This window comes from Fibrobacter sp. UWB13 (genome assembly GCF_900177805.1).
Lineage (GTDB): Bacteria > Fibrobacterota > Fibrobacteria > Fibrobacterales > Fibrobacteraceae > Fibrobacter.
Map to the genome: position 1 here is coordinate 1,070,464 of NZ_FXAX01000001.1, position 14,857 is coordinate 1,085,320.

At 50.0% G+C, this 14,857-nt stretch carries 9 protein-coding genes; 2 read left to right on the plus strand and 7 right to left on the minus strand.

Annotated elements, in window-relative coordinates:
• Positions 1–17: 17 nt before the first annotated feature.
• The 4 genes from B9Y77_RS04540 to B9Y77_RS04555 form a co-directional block, all read right to left on the minus strand.
• Positions 18–254 (minus strand): helix-turn-helix transcriptional regulator, encoded by a 237-nt coding sequence (locus tag B9Y77_RS04540; RefSeq protein ID WP_073422880.1) that lies wholly within the window; start codon positions 252–254, stop codon positions 18–20.
• A gap of 94 nt (positions 255–348) precedes the next feature.
• Entirely contained in the window at positions 349–639 is a 291-nt protein-coding gene (locus B9Y77_RS04545; RefSeq protein ID WP_014547195.1) for a GIY-YIG nuclease family protein, read from the minus strand.
• 100 nt (positions 640–739) lie between these two features.
• Positions 740–2,428 (minus strand): alginate O-acetyltransferase AlgX-related protein, encoded by a 1,689-nt coding sequence (locus tag B9Y77_RS04550; protein WP_085490634.1) that lies wholly within the window; start codon positions 2,426–2,428, stop codon positions 740–742.
• Between the two features lie 36 nt (positions 2,429–2,464).
• Positions 2,465–2,971, minus strand: a complete 507-nt coding sequence (locus tag B9Y77_RS04555) for a hypothetical protein (RefSeq protein WP_254899918.1) — start codon at positions 2,969–2,971, stop codon at positions 2,465–2,467.
• Positions 2,972–3,130: 159 nt separating this feature from the next.
• On the opposite strand from B9Y77_RS04555, the gene B9Y77_RS04560 reads away from it, so the two are divergent.
• Both B9Y77_RS04560 and B9Y77_RS04565 read left to right on the plus strand, forming a co-directional pair.
• On the plus strand, positions 3,131–4,111 hold the full coding sequence (locus B9Y77_RS04560) for an Rpn family recombination-promoting nuclease/putative transposase (protein ID WP_244536405.1): 981 nt from the start codon (positions 3,131–3,133) through the stop codon (positions 4,109–4,111).
• 267 nt (positions 4,112–4,378) lie between these two features.
• Positions 4,379–8,824 carry an acyl-CoA dehydratase activase gene (locus B9Y77_RS04565; RefSeq protein WP_085490635.1) on the plus strand — a complete coding sequence of 1,482 codons (4,446 nt, stop codon included), beginning with the start codon at positions 4,379–4,381 and terminating at the stop codon, positions 8,822–8,824.
• Positions 8,825–8,980: 156 nt separating this feature from the next.
• On the opposite strand, the gene B9Y77_RS04570 is transcribed toward B9Y77_RS04565, so the two are convergent.
• The 3 genes from B9Y77_RS04570 to B9Y77_RS04580 form a co-directional block, all read right to left on the minus strand.
• Positions 8,981–11,269 carry a hypothetical protein gene (locus B9Y77_RS04570; RefSeq protein WP_085490636.1) on the minus strand — a complete coding sequence of 763 codons (2,289 nt, stop codon included), beginning with the start codon at positions 11,267–11,269 and terminating at the stop codon, positions 8,981–8,983.
• A 364-nt stretch (positions 11,270–11,633) separates the two neighbouring features.
• A complete protein-coding gene (locus B9Y77_RS04575) occupies positions 11,634–13,079 on the minus strand; it encodes a glycosyl hydrolase family 8 (protein WP_085490637.1) in 1,446 nt (481 codons plus the stop codon).
• Between the two features lie 88 nt (positions 13,080–13,167).
• Positions 13,168–14,844, minus strand: coding sequence for a hypothetical protein (locus B9Y77_RS04580; protein ID WP_085490638.1), 1,677 nt, complete (start codon positions 14,842–14,844; stop codon positions 13,168–13,170).
• Positions 14,845–14,857: the final 13 nt, after the last annotated feature.

Here is a 14,857-nt window from a genome sequence, read left to right on the forward strand (position 1 = left end):
GAGCGGGCATCTCCCATTTATCGAGAAGCGCGGCTTTTGCGTTCGAGCATTTTCCAATAGGCGGCGGGGCTGCCGGTCACGGATTCAAGCGCATTCGCTATTTCGGTCGAGATGCTGATTTCACCCGCAATCAGCTGGTCGAGCATTTCTACAGAAACGCCCACCCTGCGGGCAAATTCCGGCTTGTCGATCTTAAGCCATTCAATTCCTTCGAGGATCGCCTGTCCCGGCGTCGGTGTTCCATGTCTTGGCATATCTTAGTCACTAGTTAAAGGTCAATAGTTAATAGTTAGAAATGAAGCAAACAGTGTCATTCTGAGCGAAGGGCGTAGCCCGTAGTCGAAGAATCTAAGAGTCATCCTGCAAAAGATCCTTCCATAAAGGATTCATCTGCATAATGAGGATCTCCTTTTTCTCTCGTCGCCAGCCTTTCAACTGTTTTTCACGTTTTATTGCATCTGTAATTTCCGTATATCGTTCAAAGTAAATCAACTTATTAATCTTATATCTTGAAGTAAAAGTAGCTCCACAACCTTCAATATGCTCTAAAGCGCGGCGACTTATATCATTTGTAACACCTACATAAAGAGTTGTATTACTTTGATTTGTCATCATATATGTATAATAACTATTTGGCATACTTAAAATTATAGATCCTTCGACTCCATTACATTCCGCTCAGGATGACACAAAGCATAGATTCGAAATTCAACAACATCTTAATCCCAACATCCGATTTTTAAAAATCCACATTCTTCCAGCCTTCGGCGCCGAAGCGGAGGTCGCGTTCAACGAATTCCCAAATGAGGAGCTTTTTGCCCTTGAGCACGCTTGCTTTGCGGGCGAGTTTTTCACGGACGAGCGTCGAGGCGCCACCGTCACTCACGATGCTTGCGACGCGGGCGTTCATGTTCTTCGCGAAGTGGGCAATCCATCCGGCGTTTACCGGCGAATCGGTCTGATAAATACGGCTGAAGCTATCACCGAGAATCAAAATTTCGGACTTGCGAAAATCGTCTTTGAACGGAGTAACGGTCGTGTCATAAAGCACCGTGTCACGCTCGCAAAGCGCTGACTGAGCCGTAAAGCAAGAATCGTTCTTTTTGCAAGCGATCTTAGCAGCATCGACACAAGTCGAATCCACCGGGAGCTTTTCGGTGCGTTCCTTGATATTCTGCTGCGAAACCACGTGTCCCGTCACCTGTTGCACCTTGAACACACCGAACTTATTGAGGCCACTCATCTCGCCCACGTCACCCATGCGGTCTGCGATGGAATCAGAGGCTATGTAGCGCACATCGTCCTTTCCGCGGAATTTGACAGTTCCTGCATCCACCATCTCGCGGACTTTCTTCGCGATTTCAGCCGCCGCAAGTTCAGCACCGCGCGGAGTCCAGTGCGTATCATCGTTCAGGTAAAGCGGACCTTCGGCAGCATCGCGGGACTTTGCGGCCAAAAGCGGCGTATATAAATCTACAGTGTTAAAGCCTGCACGAGTAAGCGAATCGAGAATTTTCTTGCCATGCGACTGAAGCCCAGCACCATCCGAATTCTTGCCCGTCAAACGTTCGGTATAGATGCTCGGCTTGCCCGGCGTAATCACCACCAAGAGTTCCACGCCCTTCGCCTTGAGCTGGTCGCGGAACCTTTCAATAGCCTTCACCGGATTGTCGAGCTTAGCACTGCGCACATCAAGCGGAGACGGCTGCACCAGGAATTCCACATCCTGGCGGTAGAAAAGCCATTTGTCTTCGGGCTTGGCATCTTCCCTACCGCAAGACTTGCCGATGCAATTACCAGCAGCGCCGAGAACGACCTTCTCGCCCGGATCGCTAAAGAGGTTCCACACCGCAAGTTGGTACTTGGGGCGCAACGCCAACACAATAGCGCTTTCGTCATCAATCTTATTTTCAAAAGCACGCAAATAGCGGCTCGTCCACACGCCGTAATGTTTCACATCCAAGAAAGCACGCCTCAGCGACACATGCCCAAGGTCAGCCACGAGCGACTTGATGCAAGAATCCGCCTGTGGGAACGATTCCGGTTCGTCCTCCAGCTTCGAGAGGAGCGTATCCGCCAACTTGAGGCTCTTGTAACGAGCTTCAGCCGTATCGAGTTCGGCATACGTATTCACCGAAAGCACCGCCGCTTCCAAGTCCGAAAGCGAAGATGTCACAGGCTCCAAAGCATCAGCGACCTCAGCACCCGCAGCAATAGCCTCGCGCGCCGCACGCCATTTTGCATCGAGCGAGTCCGCAGCCGCAGCGACCTTTTTCTCGCGCACAATCGGAGTGTAAACCACATCCTTGAAAATGTCAAACGGCTGGAAGCGCTTTTCGCCACGCAGGTCGACAACCGCCTGCACGCCAAACGGGAGCAACAACAAAATCGAAAAAATAACGACGGGGATGATATACTTTTTATTCACGGGAGATAAGATAGAATTTTGTGAAGTAGTTACTAATTAATAGTTAGTAGTTTCTAGTGATATATCGTAAGAATATGTGTCGTTATAGAAATTAATGTAGTAAGGCGTGTTTTCTTTACGGAAATGCACCCTAAGTGTATCAACACCAATAAGAGTCGGCGTTTGGAATGTCAGGCATGAATCGCTAGATATAATCGCTTTTAATGATGTTTCCCACGCGACAACAGGCGCGTCAACACAAATCTTGACGATTTCGTTTTTCGCCACTTCGAGCCAGTTTTCTTTGTTCAAAACATCGCGACTTACATTAAATGTTCTTTGGATTTTATTTTCAGGAATCTTTTCCAAATTCTTTCTTGGCTTAACGCCTTCAACCGGCTTTTTCACCAAAATCGGGCCATGGAATCTTTTTGCAAGCCCAACAAGCGTCGCGTAGTCCAAGCTGTCCTTATACGCACCGCGACTTTCTCCATGCTTGTCGTAATAGAATTGAGCATTCGCAAGCGCAAAGCACATCGTTAGGAGCAACAAAATCTTTCTCATACAACAGAATATACAAAAGTAGCGTCATTTGCAATTGTCAGCGCATGCCCCGCTCCTGTCTAAAAATATTTTACAATGATTTCTTGAAACAAACGGCTTGCTTATGCGTGTTAATAGTATAGGGGCCAAATCATAACCAACCCTCTAAAGGAAATGTAAATGACCGAAAACAACACAACTTCAGAAAAGAAAGCCTACTACATCGTTACGAACGAACAGGGCGAAGAGTTCTTGCTCCCTTATTACAGCGAAACGTTCCGTGTGCTGATGGATGACAAGGACACCATACGCGATATGCTCAACTGCTTGCTTGGGCTAGACCGCGACCACGAAATCATAGATCTCGACTACGAGTTCGAGAAGCCCATAGACGTTTTCATGCCGGAAGATGACTCCGCGCGCCTAGACGTGTGGGTAACTACAAAGGATCACCGTTATTTCAACATAGAGATGCAGAATAGGAGCCATCCATTCTTTCTTGACCGTCTCCAACTCTACAATTCTTACCAGACGTTACGTGGCAAGTACGAATATAACAGGTCAACGTATTTCAAATTGATGGACGAAAAGGAGCGTAAGGTTCATTTTTATGAACTACCTGAAACGGTATCTATCTGGCTCTGTAATTTTCAAATTCTCAAGTCAAAGGATATTTTTAAAGACACTTGGGCCGTCTATAGCGAGGACAACGTCAACCACAGCGACTCAACACATCGGGCGCTTCCCATTTTCAGTAAAAATAGATATATTATAGTAGACCTTCCGAATTTCAAGAAACTGCGAAAAAACATCAGTTCACGCGAGGACTACTGGCTGAAACTCTTGTCGCAGGGTCCACTTGAAGTTCCCGAATCGAAGGACCCGATCTTTAGGGATGCCCTCAACCGTTTACGAGTAAGCCGCATAAGCCCTGAACTGCTTAAAGCCTTGGAGGAACATATGTTCGATAAACACGCTGATGAAGCTATCGAAGCCGAAATTTGGCTCAAAGCAGAAGCTAAAGGGCGAGAACAAGAACGTGCAGAAAATAAAGTCGATACAGAAGCCGTTCTGCGAGCCAAGGGTCTTTCTGAATCGTTGATTACTGAAATACAATCCGAGCTTGAAGCCCTTCGACAAAATCGTCACGTAGAGAAATGAGCTTCTTTTCGCCCCGCTTCAGCGTAGCAATTTCACTAAGCGGGGCTGTTTCGCTACTCAGAATTGGACTGCAATTCGGTGAAAGTTTTTAGAAAGGTGAAGTGCATATAAAAAGAGGTCGTTGGGCCTCTTTTTGTTTTGCGCGGTCCCCTACAACAATCTGCACATGCGAGCAATTACCCAAAATCCCCCAAATTGCGCGTTTTATCGCCATAAACGCAAAATGACTTTTTCAAATAATGAAAAAAAACTAAATTTGGCTTCACTATGAATACTTCTATGAACGATTTATGGGTGGGTGTCGACGTAGGCTCCACCACTGTGAAAATTGCTGTAGTCGATCCCGAGACATCTAAGCTTTTACACTATACATATCAGCGTCATAACGCCATGCAGGCGAAAAAGGTCTACGAGGTCCTGCGCGAAGCCCATGCCCTTTTCCCGGGCAAGAACTTCAGGGTCACGTTCTGCGGTAGCGGCGGTCAGCCGTTCGCCGAGGCCACTCACGCCTTCTTTGTGCAAGAAGTAGTCGCAAACGCACTTGCGGTGCGTGCCACCTACCCCGATTCCAGGGTCGCCATCGAACTCGGCGGTCAGGATGCCAAGGTTGTGTTCTTCGAAAAGGACAAGACCACCGGTAAGCTCATCGCCTCCGACATGCGCATGAACGGCGTGTGCGCAGGCGGTACGGGTGCATTTATCGACCAGGTCGCGGAACTCCTCCGCATCAAGACAGAAGTATTCGAAAGCTACGCCAAGCGTGGCCAAAAAGTCTATGAAATCTCGGGCCGTTGCGGCGTGTTCGCCAAGACGGACATCCAGCCGATGCTCAACAACGGCATCGCGAAGGAAGATATCGCACTTTCCAGTTTCCACGCCATCGCAAAGCAGACTATCGGTGGCCTTGCCCAGGGCATGGAAATCAAGCCGCCTGTCATTTTTGAAGGTGGCCCGCTCACGTTCAACCCGACTCTCGTGAAGGCATTCAAGGAACGCTTGGGCATCTCCGACGAACAGGCGATTGTTCCGGAACATTCCGAAGTGCTCGTTGCCATGGGCGCCGCTCTCGCTAACGGCTCCATGTTCGCAAACCAGGAATGCATGTACCGCGAAGAGGGTTCTCTCGACGCGCTCGTTCACTTTAACGAAATCCGCCAAGCCGAGAATAAGGCAAAGGCAGCCTCCGACCTCTTCTTCCAGAGCGAAGCGGAATACAAGCTGTTCCTCGAAGAGCACAAGATGGCGGACAACCATTACCCGCAGCCGCCTTCCGGCACGACCATCAACGCCTACTTGGGCATTGACGCGGGCTCTACCACCACGAAGTTCGTGCTCATCGACGAAAACGAAAAGGTCATCGACGGCTTCTACGCCAGTAACGACGGTGAACCGCTCGCCGTCTTGAAGCGTGCCATGGTGGACCTCGCCGACCGCTACGAAGAATACGGCGTGAAGCTCAACATCTTGGGCGTGGGTACAACCGGTTACGGCGAACAGCTCTTTGCAAAGGCTGTCCACGCAGACTACCACACGGTAGAAACGGTCGCCCACGCAAACGCAGCCCAGCGCCTCTGCCCCGACGTCTCATTCATTTTGGACATCGGCGGTCAGGACATGAAAGCCATCTCCGTGCAAGACGGTGTCGTCACGGGTATCATCCTCAACGAAGCCTGCTCCTCGGGTTGCGGTTCATTCATCGAAACGTACGCCCGCAGCCTCGGCATCCCGATGGAAAAGATTGCGGAACTCGCTTTCAACTCCAAGAGCCCGTCCCAGCTCGGCAGCCGCTGCACCGTGTTCATGAACAGTTCCATCATCACGGAACAGCGCGACGGCAAGCAGCCCGAAGACATCATCGCTGGCATCTGCCGTTCCATCATTAACAACGTCTTTACGAAGGTCATCCGCATCCGCAACCTGAACACGCTGGGCAAAAAAGTCGTGGTGCAGGGCGGTACGTTCAAGAACAACGCCGTTCTCCGCGCCTTCGAACAATATACGGGTCTCAAGGCCATCCGTCCGGAACGACCGGGCGAAATGGGCGCTATCGGTATCGCTCTCCTCACGAAGAAGTTCATGGAAGAAAAGCGTGCCGCAGACCCGAACGTGCAAAGTAAGTTTATCGGCCTCGAAGCCATGCGCACCTTCAGCTGGCACAACCAGCCGGGTCAGCTCTGCCAGTACTGCACCAACCATTGTTCCCGCACCATCGTCACGTTCAGTGACGGCCAGAGCTTTGTGACAGGCAACCGCTGCGAACGCGGCGAAGTCACCGCCGACCCGAACGATCCGGCCACAAAGAAACTCATTGCCGAAATCAACAAGAAGATGCAGGCCGTGCCGGACATGATCAAGCGCACGAACCAGCTCTTGGTCAAGGACTACGCTCCGCAGATTCTCTTGCCGCAGAACGGAAAGACCATCGGTATCCCGCGCGTACTCGAATTCTGGAACAGCCTCCCCTACTGGAAAGCATTCTTCACCGCCCTCGGCTACACCGTTGTCGTAAGCCGCCAGAGCGACTACAAGATGTTCGAAGCAGGTCTTCACAGCGTGCCTTCGGATACGGTCTGCTTCCCGGCCAAGCTCGTCCACGGTCACGTGCTCAGCCTCATCGAAAAGAAGGTCGACCGCATCTTCTTCCCGATGATGATTTCGCTCCCGAGCGACCACACCAAGTTTAACGCCACGACGGTCTGCCCGGTCGTGCAAGGTTACCCGAACATTTGCCAGAACACGGACGAACCCGAAAAGAATTACGGCATCCCGATGGACCAGCCGATTTTCCACTGGGCAAACACCAAGCTCCGCAGAAGCCAGACCATCGACTGGTTCCATGACAACTGGAACATCGACCGCAAGACTTTGGACAAGGCCGTCACGGAAGGCGAAAAGGCACTCAACAACTACCGCACCACGCTCCTCGAAGAAGGCCAGAAGATTCTCGACGACGTGAAGGCGAACAACAGTTTTGCCGTGGTCATTGCAGGCCGCCCCTACCATGCCGACTTGCTCATCAACCACAACATTGCAAGCCACTTTACCGCAATGGGCATTCCGGTGCTCACGACCGAATCGCTCCCGGGCGTTTACGACCAGGATGTGCCGAACCACACCCGCGTAGAAATCAAGAACACGTTCCACTTGCGCATGCTCGGTGCAACGATGATTGCTTCGAGAGACCCGCATGTTGAACTTGCCCAGATTGTGAGCTTCGGTTGCGGACACGACTCCGTGTTGACCGACGAAATGATGCGCATGATGCACCGCGATTCCAACAAGGAAATGCTCATGCTCAAGCTCGACGAAGGCGACGCAAGAGGCCCGGTGGGCATCCGCATCAAGAGCTTTATCGAAACCGTGAAGGCCCGCCGTGCGGCGAACCTCCCGGAAAAGCCGATTTCGAACGAACCGCAGTTCCACACGCCGTACGTGGCAAGCGACAAGAACAAGCGTATTATTTTAACGCCGAACCTCTCCCCCGCTTTTGCCATTCTCGCAAGTAGCTACATCCAGGGCAAGGGTTACCTCTCGGATTACCTCCCGGTTGCAGACAAACGTGCTATTGAACTTGGCAAGAAGTACGTGCACAACGACATCTGCTTCCCCTGCCAGATCAACATTGGCGAATGCCTCAAGTGGCTCGAAGAACACCCGAACGTTCCGCAGACCGAAGTTTCGATGTGCCTTGCCAAGAACTGCGAAAACTGCCGCGCTGTGCAGTACTCCGTGCTTGGCCGTAAAGCTCTTGACGAAGCGGGTTACAAGGACGTTTCCATCATCACGACCGGCATCGACTATAAAGGCATGCATCCGGGATTCCAGCTCGGGCTCGACTTCCGCCTCCATACACTTTGGGGCCTTGCCTTCATGGATGCCATCGAAACAGCGTACCGCGCACTCCGCCCCTACGAAATCAACAAGGGTGAAACCAAGAAGATTTACAGCAAGTGGATGCCGGAACTGATGAAAACCGCAGCAACGCTCAAGAAGACGGAACTCGGCTCTGCCAAGCGCCTTGTCGAAATGCTGCACCAGTGCATCGAGGAATTCAACAAGGTCGAAATCACGGAAAGCCGCAAGAAGGGCATCCGCAAGCCGCGCGTCGCTGTGCTCGGCGAAATCCTCATGAACTTCCACCCGAGCGCCAACGGACATGTCGAAGACTACCTCATGGACAACGGCATGGAAGTTTACCTCCCAGGCATGATGGACTTCTTCCGCGTCGACGAAGTTGTGCGCGCCGAAAAGATCAAGCGCGGATTCTCGGCAAATCCGATTTCAGACCGCCTCGAAGGTGGCATTACCGCAAAGCTCTTTGAACACGCCGCAGCAACCGCCAATAAGGTCATGCAGTCGTTCAAGCTTTACGAACACCACGCAGACTGCTTCGAACTCGTGAACTACATCGACGGCATTATCGACCCGACGTACAACACGGGTGAAGGCTGGCTCATCCCGGCAGAAATCCTTTACAACTCGAAGCACGGCATCAATAGCTACATCATTGTGCAGCCGTTCGCCTGCCTCGCAAACCACATCAGTGGCCGTGGCCTCACGAAGGCTGTAAAGGAACGTTGCCCGCACGTGCAAATCCTGAGCTTGGACTACGATCCGGATACCAGCTTTGCCAACATCGAGAACCGCTTGCAGATGCTCATCATCAACGCTCGCGAACTCGAACGTGCGAATAAGGTTAACGTTAATCGCTAGCCAGTAAGCAGTGTCATCCTGAGCGAAGTGCGCAGCACGAAGTCGAAGGATCTATATATCAGAAGAGGAACCCCCGACGGGGTTCCTTTTTTGCATTAAAAAAAGCTTCCTCTTTCGAGGAAGCCCTTTCACAATTCGACTTAAATCGTTAAGGAATTAGCGGATTGCAACGCGCTTCGTAGCGAGGACCTTGCGGCCTTCGACGAGACGGACAATCACAGCGCCCTTGCCAGCAAACTGAGCCATGTCAACGGTCTTTGCAGCACCGGAGAATGTTTCAGAGAGGAGCATGTCGCCGCGAACGCTAAAGATCTTCACGGACTTGACGCCGTTGGAGTTCGTTGCGATGCTCAGCATGTTGTTGGAAACAGTCATGCTAGCCTTGGTTGCAACTGCTGTAGCGAGAGCGGTCGTGCCATTGTTACGGCCGTTAGCCTTGGCAACAACCGGTTCCGGCTTCGGTTCTGCGAGAATCGGCTTGACATCAGCGCAATCATCGCCCTTGCAGACAATTTCGATCGGTTCTTCAACCGGTTCTTCGACAACTTCCGGAGCTTCACCGCAAGAAGTTTCGACCCACCACCAAGTCTGAGCGGCATCGTCGTTAATCCACTGCGGGACACCTTCAGCAACGCGAGCCGGATTCATGGTGTAGCACTTGCCTTCAGCCATGTTTCTCAAGCCAGCGTTATAGCAATGCTGATCGTAGTCGCCAGTGCCGTTCACATAAGCAATGCAAGTAGACACGACGATTTCGCTAGAGCTAGAAGATTCTTCGCTGGAGCTGGATTCAACAGAGCTGGAAGATTCTTCGCTAGAGCTAGATTCAACAGAGCTGGAGGATTCTTCACTAGAGCTAGATTCAACAGAGCTGGAGGATTCTTCGCTGGAGCTAGATTCAACAGAGCTAGAAGATTCTTCGCTAGAGCTGGAGATTTCGGTACCGCAAGAGGTTTCAACCCACCACCAGGTCTGGGAAGCGATGTTGTTGATCCAAAGCTGGTTCTTGACATCGTTATAGCGATCCGGGTTGATGGCGTAGCACTTGCCTTCTTCCATTTCGAGGAGACCTGCGTTGTAGCAGTTATCAATGTAGTTGCCAGAGCCGTTCACGAATTCGATGCAAGTAGACACAACGATTTCGCTGGAGCTAGAGACTTCTTCAGAGCTAGAAGATTCTTCGCTAGAGCTGGATTCTTCAACAGAGCTAGAAGATTCTTCGACGCTGGAGCTAGATTCTTCAACAGAGCTGGAAGATTCTTCGACGCTGGAGCTAGATTCTTCAACGGAGCTGGAAGATTCTTCGACGCTGGAGCTAGATTCTTCAACAGAGCTAGAAGATTCTTCGACGCTGGAGCTAGATTCTTCAACAGAGCTAGAAGATTCTTCGACGCTAGAGCTAGAGACGACGATTTCTTCGTAGCACGGAGTTTCGATCCACCAATTGACACTCTTTTTATTTTTACCATGTCCTGTGGTTTTAACACCATTAACATCGCGAGTGTATCCGGAATAAGAGCCGAATTGAGCCTTGATTTCCGGATTAATGGCGTAGCAAGTTTCCGCCTTCATGTTTCTCAAGTCAGCGTTGTAGCAGTTATTAGCAACAACACTGGCATCCAACTTTTTATTGCCGTAAGCAACGCAGAGTTCAACGAGTTCAACCTGAACGCTAGAGCTGGATTCTTCAACAGAGCTGGAGGATTCTTCGCTAGAGCTAGAGACTTCTTCGGAGCTAGAAGATTCTTCGCTGGAGCTAGATTCTTCGACAGAGCTGGAAGATTCTTCGCTAGAGCTGGAGATTACGGAACCACAAGAGGTTTCGACCCACCACCAGACCTGAGATGCAATGTTGTTGATCCACAGCTGGTTCTTGACATCGTTATAGCGATCCGGGTTGATGGCGTAGCACTTGCCTTCTTCCATTTCGAGGAGGCCTGCGTTGTAGCAGTTTTCAGTGTAGTTGCCAGAGCCGTTCACGAATTCGATGCAATTAGAAGCAACGATAACTTCGCTGGAGCTAGAAACCGGCGTTTCGCTAGAGCTGGAGAGCGGTTCTTCACTAGAACTGGATTCTTCAACAGAGCTGGAGCTCGATTCCGGTTCAACGATTTCACTGGAACTGGATTCCGGCTCAACGATTTCGCTAGAGCTGGATTCCGGTTCGACGCTGGAGCTAGAAACTTCTGCGATGCAAGGAGTTTCAGACCACCACCACGTCTGTGAAACCACGTTGTTGATCCACTGAGGAACGCCTTCCTTAACACGGTCAGCGTTCATGGTGTAGCACTTGCCTTCTTCCATGTCAAGGAGACCGGAATTATAACAGTTCTTGTCATAATCGCCGACGCCATTGACGAACGGAATGCAAGCAGAGCCTTCCTGAGCAAAAGCCATTGCAGATGCCAAGCCCAAGAAGATGGTTGTTGTTTTGGTTGTTTTCATTTATTCACCTTTTTTTTAGTTTATTTTAAGGTCGAATAAATTTAGTAAACAAATCATACAAAATAATTTCAAACATACAAAAATTATATATTATATACACAAAATGCTTAAATTTTTAAAATTTAAGCAATATCACACACGATGTAATTTTATTTTTACTAGTTGACAACGTAATTTTAGTTTACTTATGAGCACCTGTTTATAAAAAAGCAAACAAATGTTTACAAGTAAAGATTGTTCAAAATAATTCGTTAAAAACACATTAATTCGTCATAATTTTACACAACAAAAAAAAAGCCCGAGAACTTGCAGTTCCCGGACTTTTAAAGTTTTCCCGCAGGGGCGGGCTTCGCTGTTTTAGCTTTTAGTCGAGCTTGATTTTCTTGAGGCTCGTCATACCAGCGTTCTTGACGCGTACAACGTAGAGACCGTTCGGAACAGCCTTCAAGGAGACGTTCAACACTCCATTGGCGTGATTGTCGAACGACTTCAACACGCTACCCGTCATGGAAATCAAATCCACATGGACATTGCCATTGGCGGCAATCTGGAGCGTTCTACCGGCAAGCGTCATCTTCGGAGCGCTCGTCATTGCGGCGGTCAAGGCAGTCGTTCCGCTGCTGGAGCTGGATTCCGAATTCACAGAGCTCGAAGAAGTCGGCTGCGAAGGCGTTGCAGCGGCGAGGTTCGGCATGTTACCCGAAACGAGAAGTCCGTTCAAAAGCTTGAGAGACTGGTTGAAGTAGTTTTCGTCACCGAGAGCGACCGCTTCCTTCCAGTATTCATCGAGCTTTGCCTGATACTTGGCATCGGAGATAAGAGATGTCATGAGGGAGGTCACGAACGTGCTGTTGTGATCGTTGCCAAGACTGCCAGACGATCTGAGGACAGGGCCCTTCATGTTGGCGGCACTGACGGTAGAGACAAATTCAGCCATTTTCTTGTCGAGAGCGAGAGCACGCGTATCGCCATGCCAGCAGACAGCCTTTGCATTACGCCACGGAGCGCGGGATGCATCGTAACTATAGTAGTCGTCTTCGCTCTTACCGTTTTTATCAGTCCAGTCATCAATGAGGCCCGTCGTAACTTCTGCAGAGCTAGCTTCGTAAAGCTTCATGTTGGCATCGTAAGCGGTCTTGTTCCAGAATTCCGCATTGTCCGTATCGATCAAGGCAAAAACCGGCATGTAGGCAGGGTCAAAATAGCCCGGGTTCTTGCGGTTGAAAGCGGCATCGCCCCACTTGTCGCCCGGCAAATGCAGACCGTTCGATTCGAACTCGGACTTTTTCATAGCTTGGATGAGCTTCTTGGCATCTTCCTTGTACTTTTCGTCACCGAACTGGAAGTAAGCCATTGCAAGAGCAGCGGCGGCATCGATATCGCCATCGAGTGCAGCACCGTTACCCGCATCCCACGACTGAGAAAGGTTACCGACCTTCCAAATCATGAGGCCGTTTTCGTTCATCATCTTCTTGTAGAAGTTCCAAATCTTGTCGAATTGCGGCTGATAGCTTGTAGTGTTATCGCTAAAGTAGACCATAAGGAGCATGCCATAGCCGACACCTTCCGAGAAATACGTATCGGAGCCCGGATCAGAACGGACACCGGCAACATCGCCCTGTTCGTTGTACATGGTTTTGAGCCAGTAGGCAAACTGGGACTTCAATTCTTCGGAGGCCTTGGCCTTGTCGCTCAAAAGCGTCGCATTTCCACCGTAATCCGACATCTGCGGGAACGGGAAATTGACCTTAGCCTGGGCAAGACCAAAAGCAAACAGGCCTGCAAGACCCATTTTCACCAAACGATTCATACACAACTCCATTGCCCACACAGGGCCGTTAAATCTATCTAAAAATAAATTATTAGCGACCAAATTTAAATTTTTTTAGTCTTACGTTTTAGTACTGTGTGCGGTCCATCACGACAAAAAGCGAATCGCGGTACCCAACGTGCCATTTTTCGCTAGAATCAAGAGCTGCAATCAATTTATCCCACCTGGCGTAATAGCGGAGCGGGAGCACTACGCGGTCGATATCCTGCAATTCGGCATCGCGCAAAAAGAGCTGCGGCGTTTTCGCATATTCGAGATAGCGTTCAAAAAATTCCGCCGTCTTCAAAATAAATCGCCCGTCAATGTAAGTTGAATCTAGCGGGTTCATAAATGCCAAGTAACCGCCTGCACGGTCATCGTTGAAAAGTCTCCCCGGGTGCGGATTTTCCATCATCCAGTGCGCCGCCGCCACGGGCACGCGCTGGTACGCCACCATGGAATCGTAAGACAAGACTGACTTTACCCAAAGTCCGAGAAGGAACGCGACAACAAGAGCAGCAAGCAACGTATCCGATGTGTTTTTCGACTTTTCGGCAAGACGGTTCTTGAGTCTAAGCTTAGAACTCAACCTCTGCAAATTCTTAACATGACGATTTTTTACCTGCAACTTAAAGCTTGTGTGACGCCACGAGAATTGCAAAAGCACCGCCAAAAACACCGGTAAAAAGAGTACAAAGTTACGCTCGGCAAGCAAAGCAAGTACTGCCGTGATGAAAAGCCAGGAGGGCTGCAAGCGACGCACAAAGATAGCTTCGACGCGTTCTTTTACCTGCCAAGACAATTGCCACGACGAATAAGGGGCGGGCTGCAAATGCCACCGCACCGCGGCAAGTACAATTCCACCCACGCAAAGGACAAGCATCAAAACAGACTGCAACACATTTTCACCGTTCAGCAAAAGCGTAATGGGCGAACGGTTCTCCGCAATTTCAGTTGCAAAAACCATTGCCGAAGGCGAAAGCCCGAGCAAGCGGTCGAGCAAGCCAAACGGGTAAGGCAACAAGTTAAAGCCATCTCGATGAAACACCGGCATGATAAAGAGCAAAATCACAAAAAGCGTCTGCCATGCAAGAGTCCTGAACGGGATCCTCACGCCCTTCCATTGACGGACCTTTCCAAAATTTCCCCAACGGCGGAACCAGAGTCCATACAAGAAAAAGCCATACGCAAAAATCAATCCTAGAATAAACAGCCCCTGACTTTTGCACCAAATCCACTGGATAAAAAGAACGACAAGTACTCCCAAGAACTTGTAAGAAATAGTTATGTCGTGAAACACTTTGCGAAACACAAAATGGAACTTTTTAGCTTGTGTGCTCCGACTTACTTTGTGTTCATCACGCCATCCGTAAAAGAGCCACGGCAATACATTCCAGTAAATCCCGAGGAAGAGCATGCTAAAAAGCACCGGTCGAATTTCAAACTGGTAGCGGAAAATAAAGAGGAGAATAGCGACACAGGCAACAACAACCCAATTGCGGCATTTCGCACGATGCAAGAACAGCGCAAAAACGATGCCCCACAAAATCGCCTTGAATGCGACCAACAACGGAGCGCCGCCAATGTCGTAGACAAATGCCACAACCTGCTGAAAATACTCGTGTACGTTCACGACAGGTTCACGTACAGGAGTCCATGTCGTCACCCATTCCCGCGCGCAAGCCAAGTGCCACCAGATATCAGTATCTGTCAGCGGGAATATCGCAAAAAGCGAAACAGCAACACATATAGCAAGCGCGATCATTTTCAGCTCCCCT